This is a genomic window from Chryseobacterium nepalense, assembly GCF_023195755.1.
GTDB classification, from domain to species: domain Bacteria; phylum Bacteroidota; class Bacteroidia; order Flavobacteriales; family Weeksellaceae; genus Chryseobacterium; species Chryseobacterium nepalense.
This window is the reverse complement of the sequence record NZ_CP096203.1, coordinates 326,277-350,437: the sequence shown is the minus strand read 5'-3', so window position 1 is coordinate 350,437 and position 24,161 is coordinate 326,277. Positions and strand designations below refer to the sequence as shown.

Below are 24,161 nucleotides of genomic sequence, written 5' to 3'. Positions count from 1 at the left end.
TATTTTAGATTAGATTTCATTAAACTTCCACCAGTCGAAATAGAAAAGGTCTCTGTCTCCTATGAAAACAAAATATACATCATGAATGCCTTTCATATTCTTAACCGGCGTCTTTATGGTTTTGAAAATATCGCCTTCGGCTTTTCCGTTTACTGTTACCGTTCCCAGAATAGGTCCGTCGATCGCATCGGTACGAATTTCTATTTTTCCGCCGTACAATGCTGCTACAGACACTTCTATAGAATGGGTTCCTTTAGAAAAGTCTACGCCCTGGACTTTGATATAATCTCCATTGTTGACCGACGATACAACGATACGATCGGTGATTTTTTTACCGGTATCATAAGGATTATTTCTTTCCCATTCGGTCATTTTCTCGGTTTTAAGGCCTTCGCTAAAAGCGATGGTTTCGGCTTCTACTCTTTGATATGGATTAAGCGTTGCAATTCTTTGCACGCCTTCCGAATCCCAGAATGGAAGCTTCTGAATGGTACCGTCAGCATTGTATTTCATTTCACTTACGCAGACAGAACGTCTCTCGTAATGTTTGCTAATCGTCTGTTTTCCTATATTGTAATTGAATCCGAAAACGTAAGATTTACCTTTATAATCAATGATTCCCGGATGATTTCCGCTGGAACGTTTGTCGCTGTCCATAATCATTCCTTTAAATTCCCAAGGTCCTGTTGCCGATTTTCCCATCGCATAACCGATTCCTTCGGGACAGCAGGTAGATGCATAGGCCATATAATATTTCCCGTTTCTTTTCCACGCCCAGGGTCCTTCCTGGTAATGGAAAGGATCTGGAGAGCCTTTGATCTTGGCAACAGATGGATCTTTTACAATATCGCCATTTACCGAAATCATATCTTCGTTCAGCTTCACATACCAAAGGTTTGGATTGCCCCAATACAGGTAAGCTTGCCCGTCATCGTCAATCAGGACCGTAGGGTCTATGTCGTCGCTTGAATTTTTAACCAAAGGTTTTCCTATGGGATCACTGAAAGGGCCATATGGACTATCAGCCATCAAAACACCGATTCCTCTTTGTCCGGGCATCGGGCAATACATATAAAATTTTCCGTTTCTTTCGATTACCTGCGGCGCCCATGCTCCGTTTTCCGGATCGGTCCATTTGAAATCTTTAAGGGAAGCCACAATGCCGTGGTCTGTCCAGTTGACCATATCTGTGGAAGTATAAAGCAGCCAGTTTTTCATTTTAAATCCGAATGCATCATCCTCATCGTGACTCGTATACAGAAAAACCGTGTCTTTGTAGACCATCGGTGCAGGATCTGCAGTGAATTTGGTTTGGATAATTGGATTTTGAGCGAATGACATCTGAAAAAATCCTAAAATTGTTATTAGAGCTAAATATTTCATCGTTATTATTTTAAGATTATTTAAATTTTACACTTACGCTCTTGCCGGAATAATTCATTGATTTCTCCCGCCCATCCGGTAGAATTATATGAAAAGTCCTGTCCTCAATCATTCCCTGATATCCGCCTTTCCGGGCACCAATCGTAAGTATTTCAGCTTTATCATTCCAGTGAAAGGGAATTTCTGTATACTTTCCTTTTTCATAATTGTAATTATCAAATTCATCTTCGTATAAGATGAAATCCGAGTTAGCTCCGGGATAAACTTTAATGGTAAGATTGTCCCATTTTTTCTCAGTCGCATATTGTACATCGGGACCAAACGGAATGATGCTTCCCGCTTTCACATATAAAGGAATGACCTGAAGATTAAGCGTTTTCTGAATTTCATGACCTCCGTTGTGTTTTTCATTCGTCCAGAAATCAAACCACTCTGCGCCTGCCGGAAGATAGACTTTCACCGTTTTATTTTGTGAGAAATCTACATTGGAAAGTGAATTTTCTTTTTTATTAGCATCAGTTTTATTCCAGCCTTCATTTTCATCGGTTTTTACTATTTTTTCAGGAGTATACTGTGCATTCAGAATCGGAGCAACTAAAAATGACTTTCCGAAAAGATATTCGTTATTGATATCCCAGGTTTTTTTGTCTGCCGAAAAATCCATTGAAAGAGCACGCAGAAAACTTGAATTATTTTTAGAAACGTCCCAAGAAACAGAATAGATATAGGGCAATATACTGTAACGCAACCTGATGAATTTCTCTATTGCATCATAAACCGGATCACCTTTCTGGCCAAACTGATAAATTTCTCTCGGCACATCGGTTCCGTGTGAACGCATCATGGGCGTGAAAGTTCCATACTGCAACCACCGAACGTACAGTTCCTGAAACATTTTGTTTTGGGGGCCTCCGTTTCTTTTATAAACCCCGCCGAAAAACCCACCAATATCTGAATTAAAATTCGGATTGCCTGTCAGACTGAAATTCAGTCCTGCAGGAACCTGGTTTCTCAACGATTCCCAGGAAGAATTGATATCGCCGGACCAAGTATTGGCAGCATATCTTTGCTGGCCGGCAAAAGCCGATCTTGTGAGAATAAAAACTCTTTTATCACTTGTGGTTTCGCGCTGGTGATCGTAAACTCCGCCTACTGTCATCAAAGGATAGGCATTTCTCACTTTGCGGAAGGAACCGAGATACGTTTTGGTATTTAAATCTTCGGGGTTCTGGCTAAGATGGTCCGGCTCCGTAGAATCCATCCACCAGCTGTCTACTCCCAGGCTGAACAACCCTTTATTTAAAAATTTCCAGTAAATATCCCGGGCTTCAGGGTTGTAAGCATCGTAAACACGGACATCTGAAGGATAGTTCAGATCCGGAGGCCAAGTGTCTCTTCCTGATTCAGGCCAGGTTTTGAAATTGAAGAGCATCCCTTTTTTATCCATTTCACGGTACTGATTGGTCATCGGTCCGAATGACGACCAGATGGAAACGGAAAGATGCGCATTCATATCGTGAATATCCTGTATCATTTTTTTGGCATCGGGAAAATCGGGGCTGATGAAACCCATTGCGTTCCACTGATAATTATTCCCCCAATACTGCCAGTCCTGGATGATTCCGTCTAAAGGAACTTTTAAATCGCGGTATTTTTTTACCACCTCTACCAGTTCATCCTGACTTTTATACCGCTCTTTGCTTTGCCAGTAGCCGTAGGTCCATAAAGGAAGCATCGGCACATTTCCTGTGAGGCTGCGCATTCCTGCAATCACTCCGTCGGCATTTTTTCCGTAGATAAAATAATAATCTATCCCGTCTCCTACTTCCGAAGAGAACAATGTTTTCTCCGGTGTATCGGTAAACTGCGTGGGAGATGCATTGTCCCAAAAAATACCATACCCTTTTACAGACTGAAAAAACGGCACAAAATCCCAGGTGTTATTTTGAATCATTTTCACGTCTGTATTCCGTTGGGACATTTTTCCGTTCTGTAAAATTCCCAAGCCATAAAGAGGTTCATTTTTTTCAAGCTGAAAAGACTGTGAAACAGAAAGAGTCTGATTTCCGGCATCGTCAAAAGGTTTGAATGCGCTTCCCGCTTCTTTAAGAAGCTCTTTTCCTGATGGCAGCCGATAGGTTATTTCCCCTGTTGTATTGTTTATAGAAAGCTGAAGATCTCTTGTTGTTACTAAAATATTGTTCTTACCTTCCGAAACCGAAAATTTGGTTTTCTGTTCTTTTTGAATAACGGAAAGACTATTTTTTCTGAATGTTTTTCCAGATGGATACTTAATGATTCTTACCGTATTTTCACCATACCATTTTACTTCAACAGTTGCATTTTCTACAGTAACGTTGATGCCTGAGTCTGTTTTTCTGTAAGACTGTGCATTGAAATTTCCCGAAAGTAATACAATCGTTACGATAAACGCTTTATTTCTGATGGTATTGAAATTCATTTTGTGATTTGGATTGGAATAAAATTTTAAGCTTTTATTTTTTTTATCATCATAATAAAAAATATATTGTCTCTTTAGATTTTCCCGGCTGTGTAAATGCTAAAAAACTATTTAGAATCTTTAAACAGCAGCTGAGCAAAATTGTACAGGTTGTTTCTCCAGACCGACCAGGTGTGGCCTCCGGGATACTCGGAATACGAATACTTAATGCCTAACTCATCCAGTTTTTTCATCATAACCTGACAATTTTTATAGGCAATATCTTCTTTTCCGCCCATTGAAATCCAGAAGTTTTTTATATTGGAATTGATTTTTTCTTTGTTGTCATTCATAAACTTATATTCACTATCAGCTACTTCCTGAAGAGACGGGAGAATCCATCCTGAGCTGAAAACGCCCAATGAAGAAAACATATCAGAATTCTGAACGCCTGTATGTAATGTGTAAATTCCGCCCATTGAAAGTCCGGCAAGTGCTCTGTTTTCACGGTCTTTTTTTACCGGAAATTTCTTTTCAACAAAAGGAATAAGATCATTCAACAAATCTTTTTCAAAAGTTGCGAATGCTTCCACCTTATCTTTTGCCATGATATTTCCCGTTGCACGATCGTCTTTCATGGCTCTGCCATTAGGCAAAACAACGATCATGGGTGTTAATTTCCCTTCGGAATAAAGATTGTCAATAATGATTTGGGGCGTTCCGTTTTTATACCATTCTTTTTCGTCGCCTCCGATTCCGTGCAGCAAATACAGAACAGGATATTTTTTATTTTTATTAAAACCCGGCGGTGTATAAATCAACGCTTTTCTTACCGTTCCTACCGTTTTGGAAGGATACTGAATGCTGTCAATTTTTCCATGGGGAATATTTTGTTTTATCTGGTCAAAACCGACAGGAGCCTGCTTTTCAAAATTCTGGGCTGATGCAAAAATTCCTGTGAGTGAAAATGCGATTGCAAATACAATTGAATTTTTCATATTTTTATTTGTATTTTATACACTTATTAGTTTGGATAAAAATTTTTATTAAGATTGATTTAATCTTTTCGTTTAAATTCAAAAAAGTCTACATCTACAAATCCTCCTGAAGTTTTTGTTGCATAGTTGAACACGGCAAATTTGGACCCCATAAAGAACCTTCTGTAATCGAAAATCATTCTGTAATCTTTTGCCATTTCCGTCCAGTTTTTCTGATCCGTGCTGTAATAGAAATCAGCTGTGTCTTTACCTAAATTAAAATCGGCATCAATCTTCAAGAAAACTTTGTCCGAATTTAGCGGAATACGTTTTGTTTCCTGCGCTTTTACATCGGTAATGGCTTTTGTTTTATTGTCCAAACTTACCGAAGCAGAAGTAAAAACGATGAATTTTTTGCTGCCTTCTTTCACAACAGATAAAATTCCGGAATCTCCGTTGAAAGCACTGAAACCGGCTACATCACCTTCTTTCATCCCTTTAACATCCAGGGAAATAATTCCGCTCGATTTCGGGCCTTCCATTCTTTGAGTTAAAGTATTGGGAGCGGCAAACAGATTATCTACCACCCTGCTTGTTTTCAGTCTTAAAAATCCTTTTCTTTCAGATAGAGACCAGGCTTCATTTACCGGATTATGATTCCATTGCCACTGGATTTTCATTTTCTTTCCGGAAAAATCGTCGCTTTCGATCAGGTGATTTTTAGGTTTAAAAGGCGGAAGCGGAATTTCTCCATGCAAAGGAACTTTTCCGTTATCTCCCAACACCGGCCAGTCGTTTTGCCACTTTACAGGAAGCAAAATGGGCACACGCCCCACTCCGTTTCGATCCTGGAAAATTAAGGAATACCAGTTTCCGTTTTTATCGTCGATCAAAGCACCTTGCCCTGCGTAAGAAAACCCCAGAAAATTATCTTCAAGAATTACTTTTTTTTCGTAGGGTCCCGTTATTTTATCAGCTCTGTAAACGACCTGTCGGCGTTTTGCATTTCGCGGCCAGGAAATCATCATCAAATAATATTTTCCATCTCTTTTGATGATCTGGTTGCCTTCCAGAAGCCCGGTTTCTTCAGCATCTTTCTGAAAAATCTCCGTTCCGTTCTGATCTCCGATAACATTTTTAAAATCAGGACTGAGCTCAAAAACTTTATTGGACGTAAAAACATACACGCGGTCATTATCGTCAAAAAACAAGGACGCATCATGAAAGTGTTTTGTTCTGGTGATTAATTTCCAACTGTCTTTTTCGGGATTTTCCGTTACGTAAAAATAAGATTTGAACGGCTCGTCATTGGGAGAAAACAGTACGTAATACTTTCCTTTGTGATAACGGATGGAAGAGGCCCATTGTCCGCGTCCATAGACTGTTCCGTTTAATAAATCATATTTCGAATTGTCATTTAATGTATTGAAAACATAGCCAGACATTTCCCAGTGTACGAGATCTTTGGAATGCATCACCGGTGCTCCCGGCATGAGATGCATGGTAGTGCTTATGAGATAAAAATCATCACCGTTTCTGGTGATGGACAAATCCGGAGCATCTGCCCAAATAATGGGATTGGTAAATTTTGTAACGGATTTCTGAAAAGGGTTTATCTGGGCTGAAAGATGATTCAGCCCGATAAATCCCAAAAAAGAAACTATATAAAATGATTTTTTGATATTCATGGTGATATGGTTATTTTACAGCATTCAAGGTTTTGAAACCCTGAAGATTTAGAATCAGTATTTAATTAATTCGGAACAATATCATTTGAAGAGGTACTGTATAATCCTATTAAACTTCCTGTAAAGCCACCCGCAACATCTGTAGAAAGAATATCTCCCGAAACCGGTTCTCCAAGACTTTTAAAATTTTTACCATCCGCTGAATAACTGAAACCGAGCATATCTTTTTCACCGGTTACTTTTAGTGTAAAAGCTTTCGACCAGGAAATTTTTTCGCTTGCTATCAATTTAGATTCCCCTTTTTCAGTTCTTTCCAAGACCATATAAAAATCTTTATCTTTCTTTGTAATTCCGAAAACATAATTGAATCTTTCGCTCTGATAGCAGGTGATTCCGGCAAGTTCTTTTTCAGATTTAGGTTTAAAATCCAAACTGACAGATGTTTCAAAATCCTCATGCTGCAGTCTGTGGAATAATGCTGAAACAGGAGCCAATGCTTTGATATTGGTATCAAAAGGATTTACTTTTACTCCGTTTTTTGTTACGGTAATAAAATTTTCGCGAGGTCCTCTCATAGCGATCCAACGGAAATCCAGATTTTTATCGGTTAATTTATCGGAATATGTAAAATTTCCGTTCGGGAAAAAGCCATTTTTCCCGGTTTGATTTTGCGCACCCTGAGGCAGCTTTAATTTAGGTTTCATCGGAACCAGTCCGTTTTGGAAAACAGGATACGTCCCGCTCCAGTCAACCGGAAGAATGAATGTTTCGCGGCCTTTGTTCACACGGTTGTTTACATTCGGACGAATGGCCAGAAAAACCCCGTACCATTGTCCGTTCGGGCCTTCCACCAAGTCGGCGTGACCTGCCCAATCTACTTTCTCTTTTCGGTCTTTCGGAAAATAACGCTGTGTAAGAATCGGGTTATTTTTTGCAGGAATAAAAGGGCCTTTCGGAGAATCGGCCATAAAGATTACCTCGCTGTGATTGCCACCGGTTCCTCCTTCTGCACACATCAGGTAATATTTCCCTTTATATTTGTAAAGATGCGGACCTTCAATCCAGATTGGTTTTTGGGTAAGGTCAACACCACCGTTTACTATAATTTTATCTGTACCCGGTACCACCTGGTCTTTTTCCAGATCGTAATCCCAGATTTTGATCACGCGGTGTCCGTTGTATTGTTCGGTTCCTTTTGGCGGCGCATCATTATGAACGATATAGGCTTTTCCGTCTTCATCAAAGAAAATCGCAGGATCGATTCCGTCGAAATTAAGCTTCTGAACTTCGCTCCAACCTTTTGCGGGATCTTTCGTTTTTACGACCATATTTCCTACTCCACCAGCAATCTGGGTCGTAATCATATAAAATGTATCGTTGTATTTATTGTATTTGATATCCGGTGCGTAAATCCCCTGCGAGACTCCTCCTTTTTCAACTTTTAACTGAGAAGGTCTGTCCAGAACGTGCCCTACCTGTTTCCAGTTTACCAAATCTTTGGACGTAAAAATCGGAACTCCCGGGAACATTGAAAAGGAAGAATTCACCAGATAATAATCTTCACCTTTTTTAGTGATGCTCGGATCCGGATAACAGCCCTGAAGAATCGGTGAATAAAATTCATCTGACTGTAAAGGATTATCATTGTATATTTTATCGTTTCCACGGTAATTGAAATTGGAGAATGTCTGTGCGGAAATATTGCTTATGGAAAGCAGGGCCGCTGCTGCCAGAATATTAGTCCTGTTCTTTAAAAAATTTGGATTCATGGGTCTCTTTTTCATATATAAATTTCTTAATTTCTTGTTTTAAACGTTGAACCCTTCGGGTTCTTTATTATTTTGTTATTATTCCACAGGTTTCACCTGTGGCTATTTTTGTTGAACCCTTCGGGTTTGTTTTTCATTGTTTAATAGGATTTCATCCTATTCTGATTAGGTCGTCCTTTCAGGACTTTATTTTTAAGATGTATGTTTTTCCCGGCTCTGTTTGGAAATCATATATCAACGATGCTTTAATTTCAAAAGGATTTAATTTTGCATCTGCCGAAATTAAAGGTGCTTTGATTTCAGGAATTTCGAAAAATGCATTCGGATTCTTGCCTTGTGCTTTTTTAAGTTTTGAGCTTCCCGGAAGCTGCATTTCATTAGGAATTCTTATTCTGCAGTTCCCGCCAAGTCCTGACTTTATCATTACCTCTTTTGCCTTATTATTTTCCCATATAATACTTATTTCAAAACCTCCGTATGTTTTTAAACCGGAAATCTTTCCGTTTTTCCACTCATCAGGAAGTGCAGGCAGCACGTCTATAAAGCCATTCTGTGTCTGCAGCAACATTTCCGTAATTCCTGAAGTGCAGCCGAAATTTCCGTCGATCTGGAACGGCGGATGCGCATCAAAAAGATTCGGATAGGTTCCTCCTTTTTTCCCCCAGCCATCTTTTTCGACCAAGGTAAGCTGGTCTTTGATCAGTTTATTTGCATGATTTCCATCCAAAAGTTTTGCCCAGAGATTTACTTTCCAGCCCATTGACCAGCCTGTGGAAATGTCGCCACGATGAATTAAAACCGTTCTCGAAGCATCCGTTAGTTCAGGAGCAGTAAACGGATTAACTTGGTTGGAAGGAAACAATCCGTATAAATGGGAAACGTGCCTGTGATTATCTTCAGGGTTATCCAGATCTTCCATCCACTCCTGCAGCTGTCCATATCTTCCGATTTTCATGGGTGGTAATTTTGAAATAACAGAATTCCAGACCTGAACTTTTCCAGCATCCACATTGAGAATTTCTGCTGCTTTTTTTGTTTTTGTAAATAGGTCGAACATTAGCTGATTGTCCATGGTATTTCCGGCTGCCAATGCACTTCCCTGATGCCTTTGAGGAATGTTCTCTGGAGACATGGACGGACTTACCACGAGCCATTGGTGCGTAGGCTCTTCAATTAAAAAATCCTCATAAAACTCTGTAGCTGATTTAAGTACAGGATAAACAGATTTTAAATAATTTTTATCACCATTGTATAAGTATTTTTCCCAAAGATGCTGCGAAAGCCAAGCTCCGCCCATCGGCCACATACCGGCATTCGCAAAATCCACAACCCCTGTTATTCTCCAGATATCGGTATTGTGATGAGCTACCCAGCCTCGGCTGTTGTACATTACTTTCGCCGTTTCTTTTCCTGTATTGCTTAAATCTCTGACCATCTGAATCAGAGGTTCGTGCATTTCAGAGAGATTGGTTTTTTCGGCAGGCCAGTAATTCATCTCCGTATTGATATTGATGGTGTATTTGCTGTCCCATGCCGGTTTATTCGAATTGTTCCAGATTCCCTGAAGATTGGCAGGCTGACCGCCGGGCTGTGATGAAGAAATTAAAAGGTAACGCCCGAACTGATAGTATAATGAGATAAGTTCCGGATCGTAACCTGATGCAAAATTTTTAACACGAATATCAGTAGGATTTTTTGCGGCTTCAGAAGTTCCTAAATCAATATCAACTCTTTTGAAGTAGTTTTGATACGTTTTTAAATGATTTTTAAATAAGGTTTTAAAATTTTTATGTTCTGCTTCCGAAATGTATTTTCTGCTTTTCAGAACTTCGTCTGTATTTAACGTTTTATAATCTGTAAAGTTTGTAGCGATTGATATCAAAATGGTAACTTCATCTGCATTGTTTACCGAGATAGATTTTCCTGAAATAGAAATATTTCCGCCTTTTGTAATAAATTTTGCCACGGCATTAAATTTCACTCGCCCCTGTACACCATCTAAAGTTGAGGATAAACCGTTCATCTGCAATGTAACACCATCAGCTTGAGTATTTTTTTTGAGCTCACTGTCGAAATTTGCTGTGAAATTCAGTGCATTTTTTTTGTCAGTGCTGAGTTTAACCACCATTATATTATCCGGAATTGAGGCAAATACCTCTCTTTTAAAATGAACTCCGCCGGAAATGAAAGTTGTCGTCGTAAGTGCTTTCTCAATATCTAATTCCCTGTAATAATCTTTAATGTCATCAAGATTATGAAAATCAAGTGTGAAATCACCAATATTCTGAAATGCTGAGCCGTGAAGTGTTTTTGCCGTCAGACCTTTATCAGCAAGAATCTGTGCTTTTTTATAATTTCCCTTGAAGAGATAATATCTAATAGAATCCAGGACTTTAGGGCCGTCCGGATTATCATTTTGGGAAGGTCCTCCCGACCAGAATGTAGCTTCATTAAGCTGAAGTTTTTCTTTGTGAGGATCTCCGAAAACCATTGCAGCAATTCTTCCGTTGCCGATAGGTAAAGCTTCAACCCATTGCTGGGCGGGCTTGCTGTACCACAGCTTATATTTTCCTCCTTTTTGGGCAGAGGAAAATATACTGATCAAAAGACAGATTGCGATATTGCAAAGTTTAGATTTCATTTTTACTTTTTTAATACTTCAAACTGCAAACTGATATTAAGCTGTTTCGTTTTTATTTATCACTTTAATAATCTGATATTATAAAGGATATACATTTCCTGCATGTATTTCTGTTACTTTAACATGAAGAAAATCAACTCAAATTTAAACTCCGCTGAAAGCGCTGAAACCACCATCAACAGGCAATAATGCACCGGTAATAAAACTTGCTGCATCTGAACAGAGAAATTGTATTGCCCCGTTTAGTTCTTCTACTTCACCAAAACGCTGCATCGGCGTTTTAGCAATTACTTTTTTGCTTCTGTCCGTAAGAGAACCGTCCGGATTTAACAAAATCGCCCGGTTCTGGTCACCAATAAAAAAACCGGGAGCTACAGCATTCACACGGATTTTATCTCCGAATTTCAATGCTACATCTGAAGCCAGCCATTGGGTAAAGTTGGTAATTGCGGATTTGGCCGCAGAATATCCTGCCACTCGGGTAATCGCAGAATAAGCTGCCATTGATGATATATTTACGATGCTTCCGCTTCCCTGCTCTGCCATTGCTTTTCCGAAAACATAGCTCGGGTAAACGGTACCGTTGATATTGAGATCGGTAACCTCATCCCAGCTTTGTATATTCATATCAAAAAATGACTGTTCCGGAGATAATGTTGCGGAAGGAATGTTTCCACCGGCGATATTCAGCAGAATATCAATTCTTCCATATTTTTCCTTAATTTTTTCTGAGGCTGCTTCAAGACTTTCAATGTTCAACACGTTTGCTTCTACGGCAAATGCTTCACCTCCTGATAGCGTCAGTTTATTTACAAGAGCATCCAGTTTTTCCTGATTTCTGCCCAATGCTACTATTTTTGCTCCTGCTTCTATGAAACTTTTGGCAAGGCTTCCTCCCAAAACACCCGAAGCACCTGTAATGATGGCAACTTTATCTTTAATGCTGAATAAATCTTTCATGACTATAATTGATGATAAATGATGATTGATATATTTTCCACAGGTTTCACATGTGGCTACTATTATTGGATCCTTCGAATCCTATTTTTTCTTCGATATTTCATTTTGTACAGCCGCCATCACGCCTTCAATCTGTCCTAAAGCCAGCATTCTTCCTAAGAAAGAGTAACCGGGATTATAACCTTTTCCGATATCTTCAGTTAAAAGTCTTCCGTGGTCAATTCTCATCGGCAACTCAGGATTTTCCTTTTCAAATATGCGAACTACGTCAATCAATTTACCTCTTCCTCCAAGGTGGTGTGCTTCTATGAAATCTCCATTTTCGAAAACATTTGTGCTTCTCAGGTGAACAAATTTTGTCCGGCGGGCAAACTTCTCAGCCAGTTTTGGTACATCGTTATTCGGGTTGGCACTTAAAGAGCCTGCACAAAAGGTCAATCCGTTGTGAGGATTGTCCACGGCATTCAGGAACCACTCTATATCTTCTTCATTGGTAACAATTCTTGGCAAGCCTAAGAGCGCAAACGGAGGATCATCGGGGTGTACACACATCTGGATGTTCCATTCTTTGCAAACCGGCATTATTTTTTCAAGGAAGTATTTAAGATTCTGGCGAAGCTGGTTTTTATCAATTCCATCATACAAAGCCAGTAAATTATTAAACTTGTCGACAGGGTTTAAATCACCCTCTTTAATGTTTCCATTAACAAATCCCTGGGTTTTTACAATAACCGAATCAATGAGAATGTTTTTGTCTTCTTCGGTAAGCGTGCTTTTCAGCTCTTCCACTTTCTGAAGAATCTCCGGTGTATAATCGTTTTCTGCGTCTTTCCTTTTCAGAATATGAATTTCAAAATAAGCAAATTTAGCTTTATCAAAATATAATGATGATGAACCGTCTTCCCATTCGTGGAATAGATCTGTCCTTGCCCAGTCGAGCACTGGCATAAAGTTATAGCATACTGTTGTTATTCCTGCTTTTCCAAGATTTTCGAGACTTTTGATATAATTATCTATTAAAAAATCCCGGTCTTGACCTCCGTATTTTATTGCTTCACTTACCGGAAGGCTTTCCACAACAGACCAGCGAAGACCGTGACTTTCTATATAGTTCTTGTAATCATTAACAGCTTCTAAACTCCAGATTTCTCCGTTCGGAATATCATGAAGTGCAGAAACAATTCCTTCTACCCCGATTTGCCGGAGTGTGCCAAGCTTTATTTGATCATTCTTCCCAAACCAACGCCATGTTTTTTCCATAATATTATATTTTAATTTTATTAAAACAAAGCAGGTGCTTTTTGGTAAACACCTACTTTGCTGTTAATATGAATGTAAGAATAAAAATCAATTAATAACCAGGATTCTGGTATTTTGCTTTTACATCTGCAGACACTTCCATCGCATCCAGCTGATTCTGAGGAATCGGTCTCAGATAATGGAAAGGTTTTATTGTTCTTGTTACCGTCTGCGGCGTATGGTCTCCGTAAGAAGCTCCTGCGATCTGGTAGGTAGCTGCATACTGCTCCCATTTTTGGGTACGTACCAAATCATACCATCTGTAGAATTCTCCATAATATTCTCTGGATCTTTCTGCAAGGATATAATCAATAGTGATTGTTGAAGGCGTTGCGGCGATCATAGCTGCGCTGTTATCAGCGATATAAGAAACATTCTGCGCATTATTGAACTTCCATTTTCCTGCTCTTGCACGGATAACGTTGATAAGATCTCTTGCGCTCATTGCTCCAGAAGCTCCTTTTACGGCTGCTTCCGCTGCAATGAAGTAAAATTCGGAGAATTTCGCAACATTAAACGGACGGGTAAGGCCTGCATTCGGATAACCTAAGCCATTCGGATCATCCGTACGGTAAGTTCCGATTTTCCAAAGACCAGGATAAACAATTCTGCTGATACCGTTCGGTGCAATTACCCAGTCTGCTCTTCCTGGCAGTGTTCCTGCTCCTACTCCGCTTTGTCCTGCCCCTGAAGGATAGGCAGGAGTTTGAGAATCGTCGTTCAGGAAGCTGAGAATAGCTCCTCCAGGCTGTACCGGAAGGCTGTTTGCGTTGTATAGAACCGGTACTGTTGTAAGTCCTGTTCCGTTTTTATTCCAGTTTCCTCTATACGTGGTTACAAAAGTACCATCGTAACGGGAATCAAGGGTTTTATCGGCAAAAGTATTTTTAATAACACCTAATGTAGGACACATACGAACCCAAGGTCTTCCCAGTGACTGAGCTGCTTCACGCTGAATAGAACTCACAGCGTCATTCGCGCCCCACGCTGCTGTTTTACTGCTTTTGATGGCCGTATAGTTCCAGGTCTGCATCCAGGCTGCAAAGTTATCAGGAGCCCATCCTGAACCGAATCCTACAGGATCACTTTCATTGTAATATGTGCTGGATGAAGTATGGTCTGCATACAGCATGCATTCATTATTTCTATCATTGGAACCTACATTTACATCATAAAAAGTAGCCTGTAAACTGTACGGTGCAGGATTGGTAATTCCCGCCATTGCCACGTCATAAGCCTGCTGGAAATACCATTGTGCATTGTGACCGTCCGGATCAGTTCTGGGTGTTTCCGGATAGGTAGGGATATTGTTAGGGTTCTGCAACCACCAACCGTAAGTAAGATATGCCTTAGCCAAAAATAATCTAGCTGCATTTTTCGTAACACCTCCCGTTACACGTGGTGAAATTGGCAAATTGTCTACCGCCTTTTTAAGATCCGGGAAAATTACTTTTGAGTAAACTTCCGGTACCGTATTTCTTGTGGAAGTAGCTACCGGTGCTGTATTAAATTTAAGTTCTCCCGAACCGAGATCCAAAGGAACACCTCCGTAGGTCTGAACAAGCATAAAATAATCAAACGCCCTGAAAAACCTGGCTTCAGAAATCATGGCTTCTGCAACACCTGCAGCAGGCCCTTTTTCAATAATTCCGTTGGCTGTATTTATGTATGGAAAAACAGAACCCCAAACCATGCTTGTAGGAAATGTATTGGAATTGATATTCCCCTGTCCTGACATATCCAGTTCTTTAAAATTACCATCCGCACTTTGTGCCCAGGTAGATTCATCGGTACCATTCTGACAGTTGCTCATAAAGTAACCGTTACCATATAAAAGTCGTAATTGTCTGTATAAAGAAGTAAAACTCTGGTTGATACCGTCTGGTGTACTTAAGTAATCAACAGTATAGACGGACCTTGGCTGCTCGTCAAGAATCTCGTTACATCCTGTAAATGTTAATGATAAAAAGATTGCTCCCAATATCATTTTTTTGTTAAAATTTATCATGACTGTACAGTTTTAAAAAGTTAAATTAAGACCCATTAAATAATTTCTTGTAGACGGATTATTGGTTCCGATAATAAGCTGACGGCTCTGATATCCGCTAACCGCCTGGTTTTCATTTCCGAAAGAGTTAGGTTCCGGATCCATTCCTGAAAACTTATGATATGGTGAAAACAGGACTAAAGGATTGGTAACCGTTACATAGATTCTGAAACTTGTGATTTTCAGATCTTTTAAGAAATCTTTATCGATGTTGTATCCTAAAGTAATAGTACGAAGCTTAAGATAAGAAGCATCAAACATAGCTAACGTGGAAGAATACTTCGGGTTGTCACCACTTAAATGGCGTCCCGGACGAGGGAAGTATGCTTCTGTATTATTTTCCGTCCAATAATCTACATCTACGTTGTTTCCTCTACCTGTTAATCTATTCAAGTAACTTGCAGATCCGTACAATGTACTGATTAAAATTCCGCCGTGCTGGAAAGCTCCAACGGTGCTAAGTTCGAAATTTTTATATGCCAGACGAATATTAAATCCGCCCTGATATTTCGGTGCCGTATCAAAAATCTGCCTGTCATCCGGGCCAATAGCACGTACAGGAGTTCCGTCCGCATTATATCCTCCGGTATACAGCACTTTAATAGAACCCACCACATCTGCTGCCGTTCCCGGCTCAAGAATATTCTGGTATGGGTCTCCTGCCTGCCAAAGACCAATATACTGATAATCATACAGAGAGTTAATATTATGGCCTACAAACCAAAGGTTGTTTACATCTCTGTCAATTCCTGAAGCAAGTGCTAAAATCTTATTTCTGTTGGTATAAAAGTTAACTCCTGCATCCAAAGAGAAACCGTCCGGATTGTCTAAAATTGTTCCGTTTAAAGAGAATTCCCATCCTTTATTTTCTGTTTCCGCAACATTTTTCGTTACAAAAGAAAGACCTGAAGATGGTGGCAGCGATTTATTAGATAACAGATCATAAGTATGTGTTCTGTAATATTCTATACTACCGGTAATACGGTTATTGAATAATCCGAAATCTGCTCCGTAGTTTTGTGTTTTAGAATATTCCCATCCGAGATCAGCGTTGGGAGCCTGATTTACGTAAACCCCTGTACCATTTGAACCTCCGAAATTATAAGGCGTTACGGTAAGTGATCCTAATGTTGAGTAAGGAGCTACTGCCTGATTGGAAGTTTGTCCCCAACCTGCTCTTAGCTTGAAAAGATTCAGCGCCTTGATATTCTGCATGAAAGATTCATTCGTAATGTTCCATCCTAAAGACAGTGCCGGATAGGTATGCCATTTATTTCCCGGAGCAAGCCTTGAAGATCCGTCTGCACGAAGCGTTGCGGTCAACATATATTTATTGTCATAAGTATACATTACTCTTCCCATCGCTGAAAGAAGACCTGTCTGCTCATACCTCTGATCTTCCGGTCTTACGGTAATGTCCGCCTGAGGAGACTGTCCTAAATTATAATACTGGAAAAAGTCTGCAGGTACATTTTTTGCACTCATGTAGGAACTTGTAAACCTGTTTCCTTCTGCCGAATATAATCCTACCGCGTTTACCTTATGTTTGCCAAATGTACGGTCGTAAGTTAAAAGGTTTTCCACTACCCAGTGATAGGTCTGGTTATTCCCTCTCCCTGCAGATGACGGTCCGAGCGGATTGGTATTGAATACTCCAACTCCCGTGTAGTTTCCGTTATTGGCTGTACGGAAGTCTAATCCAACATTCAATCTGTATTTAAGCCCGTTCAGAGGAAGACTTACCTCACCGTAAAGGTTATTGTACGAGGCAAAAGATTTGGTTTCATCTACATATTTATCGTTTAATCCTTCTAATGTTTTACGGGTATAGATCCAAGTCTGATCTATTCCTCCTGCAGTACTCATTACTCTTTTGAAGGTTCCGTCTGCATTATAAGGATCCGCAAGCGGTGAATATCCCAGAACAGCTCCCGGATTTACTCCGTTTCCTTCTGAAACCGAATAATTGGTATTAGTGGTGAATCCGAATTTAAAGGACTTCCCTACCTGCTGATCTATTGCCGTACGCAAAGAGAATCTTTCGTAGCTCTGAAGCGGTATTAATGCATCTTGTTTAAAGTAAGACAATCCTACATTATAATTTCCTCCTTCCGTACCTCCTGAAACACCGACATCGTGGCTGGTCATCATTGCCGGTTTGTAGTAAAGACTTTGCCAGTCGGTATTGTTATTGTTATTTTCGTCTGCACCATTGGTATACAAAGGCGTTGTGTTTCCTGCAGGTGTGGCATAGGCACGAAGCTGGGCAAATTTAGGCCCATCCATCATCGGGTATTTTGAAAACAGAGTCTGAACTCCGGTAAAAGAGTTGTAGGTAAATCTCGGTTTTTGTCCTTTTGATCCTCTGTTTGTTGTTACGAGTATAACTCCGTTTGCACCTCTTGAGCCATAAATTGCCGTTGCAGAAGCATCTTTGAGGATGTCTATACTTTTAATGTCACTTGAGCTAATATCGCTCAAAGATCCCACGAACGGAATCCCATCAAGAACGATAAGCGGGTTGTTGTCCCCTGTTAATGATCTTGTTCCCCTGATCCGGATCTGCATGGCTGCTCCAGGTTTTGTAGAAGTCTGGGAAATATCTACCCCGGCAGTTCTTCCCTGTAAAGCCTGTGTAATGTTTGCTGAAGGCACTTCACGAAGAACATCTCCTTTTACGGTAGCCACAGATCCCGTGACAGCTTCTTTTCTTTGTGTACCATATCCAATAACAACAACTTCATCTATCTTTCTCTCTTTTGTTACCGAATCTTTTTTAACCTGGGCATACGCGAAGCCGGAAGGTAATAAGGCCATGGCAAAAAACAGGGCCGCCTTATTGGTTTTAGCTAAATAAAATCGGTTCATAATTATTATTTTTAAATATTAGGGTTGAATAAAGGCTATTAATAATTATAGTTCTGGTAAATCCCTAGTGTTAGCAGCCTTTTCATTTTTTAAGATTAGATATACATGTTTACGATAGCTTCAAACAATTCCTGTTTTCCGCTTTTTGGCTGAGGTTCCCCTATTTCATGTGCTATTCTCTGAAGATCTTCCAGTTTAAGGTTTCCTTCTTCGAATGCCTTTCCGTTTCCGTTGTCAAAAGAAGCGTAGCGGTCTGTTCTTAATTTTTTATAGTCTGAGTTTTCAAGAATATCAGCAGCGGCCAGAAGCCCTTTTGCAAAAACATCCATTCCTGAAATATGAGAGATGAATAAGTCTTCCGGATCAATAGAATTTCTTCTGATTTTTGCATCAAAGTTTACCCCTCCGGTTCCCAGTCCGCCTGCCGGAAGAAGCACCAGCCATGCCTGAACCATTTCCAGATAATCTACCGGAAACTGATCTGTATCCCATCCGTTCTGATAGTCTCCTCTGTTGGCATCAATACTTCCTAAAAGTCCGGCATCCACCGCTACCTGAAGCTCATGTTCAAAAGTGTGTCCTGCCAGGGTTGCGTGGTTTACTTCAATATTTAATTTAAAATCTTTGTCAAGTCCGTAATGTCTTAAAAACCCGATTACCGTTTCAGAATCGTAGTCGTACTGGTGTTTTGTAGGTTCCATTGGTTTAGGTTCGATCAGGAAAGTTCCTTTAAAACCCTGCTGACGCGCATAATCTCTGGACATTGAAAGGAAACGGGCAAGGTGGTCTTTTTCACGTTTCATGTCTGTGTTTAGAAGGCTCATATATCCTTCTCTTCCGCCCCAGAATACGTAGTTTTCTCCACCTAAAGCAATGGTTGCATCGATAGAGTTTTTCACCTGAGTTCCCGCGCATGCTACTACATCAAAATTCGGGTTGGTAGAAGCTCCGTTCATGTACCTTTCGTGGGTGAAAACATTGGCGGTTCCCCATAAAAGTTTAATTCCGGTTTCTGCCTGCTTTTGTTTGGCGTACTCAACCACAGTCTGAAGATTCTTCTCATAATCTTTCCAGTTATCTGCAGGGTCTACAAGGTCGATATCATGGAAACAGTAATAGCTGAAGCCCATTTTAGACATGAATTCAAAGCCTGCATCCATTTTGTGCATTGCTCTTGTTACGGCATCATTTCCGATATCCCACGGATGGTGGATGGTTGCCCCTCCGAACGGATCGCTTCCGTTTGCACACAGAGTGTGCCACCACGCCATTGCAAAACGGGTCCAGTCTTTCATGGGTTTTCCCATTACTACTTTTTCTGCATCATAGTAGCGGAATGCCATTGGATTTCTGCTTTCTTTCCCTTCAAACTTAATCTTTTCGATCCCCGTAAAAAACTCTTTCGTACCAGTTAAAGTGTTCATATTTTTTATTTATTTTAATTTTTTTTGCGTAGAAATCCCCTGCTCACCGGCTTTGAGAGGTCGGTAAGAGCTATGTAAAACTTCTGTTGATTGTTTTAGATTATTTCATTAAGATGATGTTTCCATCTTGTGTAAGCTTCCAGATATTGTTCTTGTTTTTCGTGTTCAGGCTCTATCACTGCTATTTTTTCGAGTGATGAAAAAGCTTCTTTAGAATCTGCATAAAACCCGATTCCTATTCCCGCAGCTCTTGCAGCTCCTACAGCTCCGTCGGTATCATAAAGTTCAATAACCGCATTGCTGACACTGGAAAGTGACTGACGAAATATTGAACTTAAAAACATATTGGCATTTCCTGCACGGATTACCTGAATATCCATCCCGATATTTCTCATGATATTCATTCCGTATTCATAGGAAAAGACAATTCCTTCCTGCGCCGCACGCAGAATATCTCCTTTAGTGTGAATGTTAAAATTAATTCCGTGAATTGAGCAGTTGGTTTCTTTGTTTTCCAACACTCTTTCGGCACCGTTACCGAAAGGGACAATGCTAAGACCTTTAGATCCTACAGGCGAAAGTGAAGCCAGCTCATTCATGTCTCCATATGAGGATAATGACGTTGCAAAATTATGCTTCAACCATGAATTCAGAATTCCTGTCCCGTTGATGCAGAGTAAAACGCCCAGCCTGATCTGTTCCGGAGTATAATTAACGTGGGCAAACGTATTAACTCTTGATAATTTATCATATTCCAGCTGATCAAGCACTCCGTAAACAACTCCTGAAGTTCCGGCAGTGGAAGCGATTTCTCCCGGATTAAACACGTTCAGCGAAAGTGCGTTGTTCGGCTGATCTCCGGCTCTGTAGGAAATCGGGGTTCCTTCTTTTAAACCTAATTCCTGAGCAGCTGCTGCAGAAACCGTAGCCTGGATTCCAAAAGTAGGAATAATCTCTGGGAAGAAGCTTTTAGGTATTCCGTAGTGGCCAATCACATCTTCTGAAATACAGTTGTTTTTAAAGTCCCAGAAAATCCCTTCCGAAAGGCCTTCAATGGTCATTCCTATCTGTCCGGAAAGTCTCATGGCGATGTAATCTCCCGGAAGCATTATTTTATCAATTTTATTAAAAATTTCCGGTTCGTTTTCTTTTACCCAGGCTAATTTGGATGCCGTAAAATTACCCGGTGAATTCAGCAAATGCGACAGGCATTTTTCTTCTCCTATTTCTTTGAAAGCTCTTTCGCCATACTGTACCGCACGGCTGTCACACCATATAATAGACGGTCTCAATAAATTCTGATCTTTGTCTACCAGGATAAGACCGTGCATCTGCCAGGTAATTCCGATTCCTTTGATGTCTTCGGCATGAATTCCTGATTCGTGCATTACGGCTTCGTGTGCCAGTTTAAGGTTAGTCCACCAATCAACAGGGTTCTGTTCTGCCCATCCCGGATTCACAGCGGTGATTTTCATTTCCTTTTTCGGGGAAAATTCTGAAGCAATCACTTTTCCGCTGGATGCCTCGATGAGACAAACTTTTACAGAAGAACTGCCGATGTCATAGCCTAGTAAGTACATAATTTTATTGAGGAGCTTTTATTTAATGAGTTTAGTATTGTTTTTCTTGTAGATTTTCGCATCGAACTTATAATATCTTGCAGCACGGTGTGAAACATTTTTCTCAATTTCGTCCAGCGGCACGATATAGTTGAATGATGATATTTTTTTATGAAAATTTTTAATGTCAATATATTTTTCACTTAATGCGCTGTAGAGCTGATAAAGCTGTCTGATGGTAAATCTTTTCGGCAGCAGTTCAAAAATGATAGAGAAGTCTGATTCTATCCATTTTCTGATTTCCACCAGTGATTCACTGATAATCTTATTGTGATCAAATGGCAGCTCCGGCACTTCATCAATCGGGAACCAGTCTACATTATCATACTTGGTACTGTTGATCTTATGATCAATCTTGCAGAGTGAAAGATAAGCCACCGTAATAATCCTGTCGATATGGTGTTTATATTCTTTACCCATCCACGTGATATCATGTTCATTATTTGCACGTCCCGGATCTGCAAAACATTTAAACTGTTTAAGAACCATTTTACGGATTCCTGTAAGTTCATGAAGTACTCTTTCTGCAGCATCATCTACATCTTCGTTGCTAAAGATCAGGCTTCCGGGCAGTTTTCTTCTTCTTTCCAAAGGGATCTCATCTACATGTCGCTGAACCAATAAAATGTTCAGGCGGTTTTCGAGATCAAATCCGAATACTACACAATCTACAGACACGTATGTATGAATAAAGTCAGGGCTCATTTAATCGTTAACATTTATGTAACATCACAAATATAAAAATTCAATTGAATAAAAAAAATAAATTTACTGCTAACACTTACATATCAACTATTTACATATCGATTTTTTATGATAACAATTGTATATATTTTATGATAAGGTTATCATTAAAATTACACTTATGACAATCTTAAAACATGAGTTTACAACACCTTGGAAAAAAAATAATTAAAAAAAGAGATTGAAATTTTGTTTTAAAATACTATGATAAGAAACGTTAAAAAAAAGATTATTTTTTTTATTAAAAAGTGTAAAAAAAACACTTTTAGACATAAAAATTCGTTAATTTTTTGATTTTTCCTTAACCATTTTTATATGCAAGACGTAAAAATTATAGCAAAAAGAAAATCGGGAGAAAATTTGGAGATTAAATTTATGATAACCGAAAATTAAATAAAAAGAAATTATTATTGAGGAAGATTCACCGGAGTTTTTCTTTACGTAAAGTCTATTCTGATATTATTTGCCATCTTCCTGATGTGGTTTATTAATTTTTATGTGAGATTTGCACCTATGGCACAACTTCTGATATAGCAAAGAGAATCACTTTAAATCCTAATATTATGTCGATAAAAATACAAGTTGCCAAGTGTACTGACTGCAATGGTTACTACTCATCCGCACCACTAGAAAATAAAGATATTTTTAATCCTGAAATTACCGATCATTATTTTTATCATGGCGAACCCTGGTTTACCCTTGATCTGAATGCTTTTGAAAAATTCAAAAAGTATGAGCGTACTGAGATTAAAGTTGTTGAACTTGATGAGCACAGAAAACAGGACCATCTGCACTGCCATTGTCCTAAGAAAAAAACAGTTTCCAAAAAGAAATACGCTTACAGCGCATCCAAGAAGCAGCACACTCTTCCTGCGATTGAAAAATATGATGCCGATACGGATATTTACTTTAAGGATCTTTATTACACCTACAATAATTTCCACGGAATAAATGCCGGTAATTACAGCAATTCTAACCGGAAATTCAGATAACAGATACTTGTATTTACACTATAAAAAAGCAGAGATAATATTATCTCTGCTTTTTATTTTGCCTTATAAATTATTTAGGATCTTAAGGTACAATACTATCTGAAAGTTTTTTGTTTGAAAAAACGTTTACCATTACTTTTTCAATTCTTGCTCTGTCAGCATCAGAAAGATTAGATCCGGATGGCAGGCACAGGCTGCTTTCAAAAAGCTTCTCTGCAAAATCTCCTCCGTAATAGGGTGCGTCTTTAAAAACGGGCTGCATATGCATCGGTTTCCAGATTGGGCGTGATTCTATTTTATCTTCCAAAAATGCAAGACGAAGATCTTCCCGGTTTTTAGATGCTTTTGCTTCATCAATTGTTATTACCGACAGCCAGTGGTTGCTGAAAAAATCTGTGTCCGGCTCGCAAAACAGTTCTACACCATCCATATTTCTGGTAATTTCAGCATAGAAGTCATGCATTTTTCTTCGGCCTTCTACCCGGCTGTTCAGGACTTCAATTTGCCCTCTTCCTATTCCTGCCGAAACATTACTCATTCTATAGTTGTATCCTATCTCTGAATGCTGGTAATGCGGTGCCTTATCCCTCGCCTGTGTAGAAAGGAAAACGGCCCTGTCTTTATCTTCCTTTGAATGGCATACCAATGCTCCTCCGCCGGAAGTTGTGATAATTTTATTTCCATTAAAAGATAAAATTCCAAAACGTCCGAAAGTACCACAAGATCTTCCTTTGTAAGTAGAACCAAGTGATTCGGCAGCATCTTCAATAAGAGGAATATCAAATTCTGTAGCGATTGCTAAAATCTCATCCATTTTTGCCGGCATCCCATAAAGATTAACCGCAACAATAGCTTTTGGTTTTTTATTTTTGGAAATTCTGTCTACTACTGCCTCCCTTAATGCGACAGGACACATATTCCAGGTATCTTTTTCTGAATCAACAAAAACCGGGGTCGCTCCCTGATATACAATAGGATTGGCCGAAGCTGAAAAAGTAAGAGACTGACAAATCACTTCATCGCCGTAACCAACATTGCATTCGATCAATGCTAAATGCAGGGCTGCTGTTCCGGATGAAAGTGCCGCAACTTTTACTTCCTGGTTCAGAAATTTTTCCAGATCAGTTTCAAAGCCATTTACGTTCGGACCTAAAGGAGCTATCCAATTGGTATCAAATGCTTCGTTGACATATTTTATTTCTGTTCCACCCATGTGAGGGGAAGAGAGCCATATTTCAATGCTCATAATTATTTTTTTTAATTTATTACTATCTCAAATCTGGTGATTTATAGTCTTCCCATTTTTTGCT

15 protein-coding genes are annotated in these 24,161 nt (G+C 39.5%); 1 reads left to right on the top strand and 14 read right to left on the bottom strand.

Annotated elements, in window-relative coordinates; genetic code table 11:
• Positions 1–9: 9 nt before the first annotated feature.
• The 13 genes from M0D58_RS01360 to M0D58_RS01300 form a co-directional block, all read right to left on the bottom strand.
• On the bottom strand, positions 10–1,383 hold the full coding sequence (locus tag M0D58_RS01360; protein ID WP_248392961.1) for a glycoside hydrolase family 43 protein: 1,374 nt from the start codon (positions 1,381–1,383) through the stop codon (positions 10–12).
• Positions 1,384–1,399: 16 nt separating this feature from the next.
• A complete protein-coding gene (locus M0D58_RS01355) occupies positions 1,400–3,844 on the bottom strand; it encodes a glycoside hydrolase family 31 protein (protein WP_248392959.1) in 2,445 nt (814 codons plus the stop codon).
• 107 nt (positions 3,845–3,951) lie between these two features.
• Entirely contained in the window at positions 3,952–4,821 is an 870-nt protein-coding gene (locus tag M0D58_RS01350; RefSeq protein ID WP_248392957.1) for an alpha/beta hydrolase, read from the bottom strand.
• A 59-nt stretch (positions 4,822–4,880) separates the two neighbouring features.
• Positions 4,881–6,488 carry a glycoside hydrolase family 43 protein gene (locus M0D58_RS01345; RefSeq protein ID WP_248392955.1) on the bottom strand — a complete coding sequence of 536 codons (1,608 nt, stop codon included), beginning with the start codon at positions 6,486–6,488 and terminating at the stop codon, positions 4,881–4,883.
• A 65-nt stretch (positions 6,489–6,553) separates the two neighbouring features.
• Positions 6,554–8,257, bottom strand: coding sequence for a glycoside hydrolase family 43 protein (locus M0D58_RS01340; RefSeq protein ID WP_428037168.1), 1,704 nt, complete (start codon positions 8,255–8,257; stop codon positions 6,554–6,556).
• A 178-nt stretch (positions 8,258–8,435) separates the two neighbouring features.
• Positions 8,436–10,898: a glycoside hydrolase family 95 protein gene (locus M0D58_RS01335; RefSeq protein WP_248392951.1), complete on the bottom strand. Its 2,463-nt coding sequence runs from the start codon at positions 10,896–10,898 to the stop codon at positions 8,436–8,438.
• 144 nt (positions 10,899–11,042) lie between these two features.
• Positions 11,043–11,858: an SDR family oxidoreductase gene (locus tag M0D58_RS01330; RefSeq protein WP_248392949.1), complete on the bottom strand. Its 816-nt coding sequence runs from the start codon at positions 11,856–11,858 to the stop codon at positions 11,043–11,045.
• A gap of 81 nt (positions 11,859–11,939) precedes the next feature.
• Positions 11,940–13,118 (bottom strand): mannonate dehydratase, encoded by a 1,179-nt coding sequence (gene uxuA / locus M0D58_RS01325; protein ID WP_248392947.1) that lies wholly within the window; start codon positions 13,116–13,118, stop codon positions 11,940–11,942.
• A gap of 91 nt (positions 13,119–13,209) precedes the next feature.
• Positions 13,210–15,165: a RagB/SusD family nutrient uptake outer membrane protein gene (locus M0D58_RS01320; RefSeq protein WP_248392944.1), complete on the bottom strand. Its 1,956-nt coding sequence runs from the start codon at positions 15,163–15,165 to the stop codon at positions 13,210–13,212.
• A gap of 12 nt (positions 15,166–15,177) precedes the next feature.
• The gene (locus M0D58_RS01315) at positions 15,178–18,072 is read right to left on the bottom strand and encodes a SusC/RagA family TonB-linked outer membrane protein (protein ID WP_248392941.1); all 2,895 of its coding nucleotides are present in this window, start codon (positions 18,070–18,072) and stop codon (positions 15,178–15,180) included.
• Positions 18,073–18,167: 95 nt separating this feature from the next.
• A complete protein-coding gene (gene xylA / locus M0D58_RS01310; RefSeq protein ID WP_248392939.1) occupies positions 18,168–19,496 on the bottom strand; it encodes a xylose isomerase in 1,329 nt (442 codons plus the stop codon).
• A 95-nt stretch (positions 19,497–19,591) separates the two neighbouring features.
• Entirely contained in the window at positions 19,592–21,076 is a 1,485-nt protein-coding gene (locus M0D58_RS01305) for a xylulokinase (protein WP_248392938.1), read from the bottom strand.
• 18 nt (positions 21,077–21,094) lie between these two features.
• Positions 21,095–21,820 (bottom strand): NUDIX hydrolase, encoded by a 726-nt coding sequence (locus tag M0D58_RS01300; protein WP_066438240.1) that lies wholly within the window; start codon positions 21,818–21,820, stop codon positions 21,095–21,097.
• 602 nt (positions 21,821–22,422) lie between these two features.
• On the opposite strand from M0D58_RS01300, the gene M0D58_RS01295 reads away from it, so the two are divergent.
• On the top strand, positions 22,423–22,851 hold the full coding sequence (locus tag M0D58_RS01295; RefSeq protein ID WP_248392936.1) for a hypothetical protein: 429 nt from the start codon (positions 22,423–22,425) through the stop codon (positions 22,849–22,851).
• Between the two features lie 82 nt (positions 22,852–22,933).
• On the opposite strand, the gene M0D58_RS01290 is transcribed toward M0D58_RS01295, so the two are convergent.
• Positions 22,934–24,097: a DegT/DnrJ/EryC1/StrS family aminotransferase gene (locus M0D58_RS01290; protein ID WP_248392934.1), complete on the bottom strand. Its 1,164-nt coding sequence runs from the start codon at positions 24,095–24,097 to the stop codon at positions 22,934–22,936.
• Positions 24,098–24,161 lie beyond the last annotated feature (64 nt).

What these genes read in the sequence shown, in the direction of transcription:
- M0D58_RS01360 (WP_248392961.1), bottom strand. Translation starts at nt 1,383, where the DNA reads ATGAAATATTTAGCTCTAATAACAATTTTAGGATTTTTTCAGATGTCA.
- M0D58_RS01355 (WP_248392959.1), bottom strand. Translation starts at nt 3,844, where the DNA reads ATGAATTTCAATACCATCAGAAATAAAGCGTTTATCGTAACGATTGTA.
- M0D58_RS01350 (WP_248392957.1), bottom strand. Translation starts at nt 4,821, where the DNA reads ATGAAAAATTCAATTGTATTTGCAATCGCATTTTCACTCACAGGAATT.
- M0D58_RS01345 (WP_248392955.1), bottom strand. Translation starts at nt 6,488, where the DNA reads ATGAATATCAAAAAATCATTTTATATAGTTTCTTTTTTGGGATTTATC.
- M0D58_RS01340 (WP_428037168.1), bottom strand. Translation starts at nt 8,257, where the DNA reads ATGAATCCAAATTTTTTAAAGAACAGGACTAATATTCTGGCAGCAGCG.
- M0D58_RS01335 (WP_248392951.1), bottom strand. Translation starts at nt 10,898, where the DNA reads ATGAAATCTAAACTTTGCAATATCGCAATCTGTCTTTTGATCAGTATA.
- M0D58_RS01330 (WP_248392949.1), bottom strand. Translation starts at nt 11,858, where the DNA reads ATGAAAGATTTATTCAGCATTAAAGATAAAGTTGCCATCATTACAGGT.
- uxuA (WP_248392947.1), bottom strand. Translation starts at nt 13,118, where the DNA reads ATGGAAAAAACATGGCGTTGGTTTGGGAAGAATGATCAAATAAAGCTT.
- M0D58_RS01320 (WP_248392944.1), bottom strand. Translation starts at nt 15,165, where the DNA reads ATGATAAATTTTAACAAAAAAATGATATTGGGAGCAATCTTTTTATCA.
- M0D58_RS01315 (WP_248392941.1), bottom strand. Translation starts at nt 18,072, where the DNA reads ATGAACCGATTTTATTTAGCTAAAACCAATAAGGCGGCCCTGTTTTTT.
- xylA (WP_248392939.1), bottom strand. Translation starts at nt 19,496, where the DNA reads ATGAACACTTTAACTGGTACGAAAGAGTTTTTTACGGGGATCGAAAAG.
- M0D58_RS01305 (WP_248392938.1), bottom strand. Translation starts at nt 21,076, where the DNA reads ATGTACTTACTAGGCTATGACATCGGCAGTTCTTCTGTAAAAGTTTGT.
- M0D58_RS01300 (WP_066438240.1), bottom strand. Translation starts at nt 21,820, where the DNA reads ATGAGCCCTGACTTTATTCATACATACGTGTCTGTAGATTGTGTAGTA.
- M0D58_RS01295 (WP_248392936.1), top strand. Translation starts at nt 22,423, where the DNA reads ATGTCGATAAAAATACAAGTTGCCAAGTGTACTGACTGCAATGGTTAC.
- M0D58_RS01290 (WP_248392934.1), bottom strand. Translation starts at nt 24,097, where the DNA reads ATGAGCATTGAAATATGGCTCTCTTCCCCTCACATGGGTGGAACAGAA.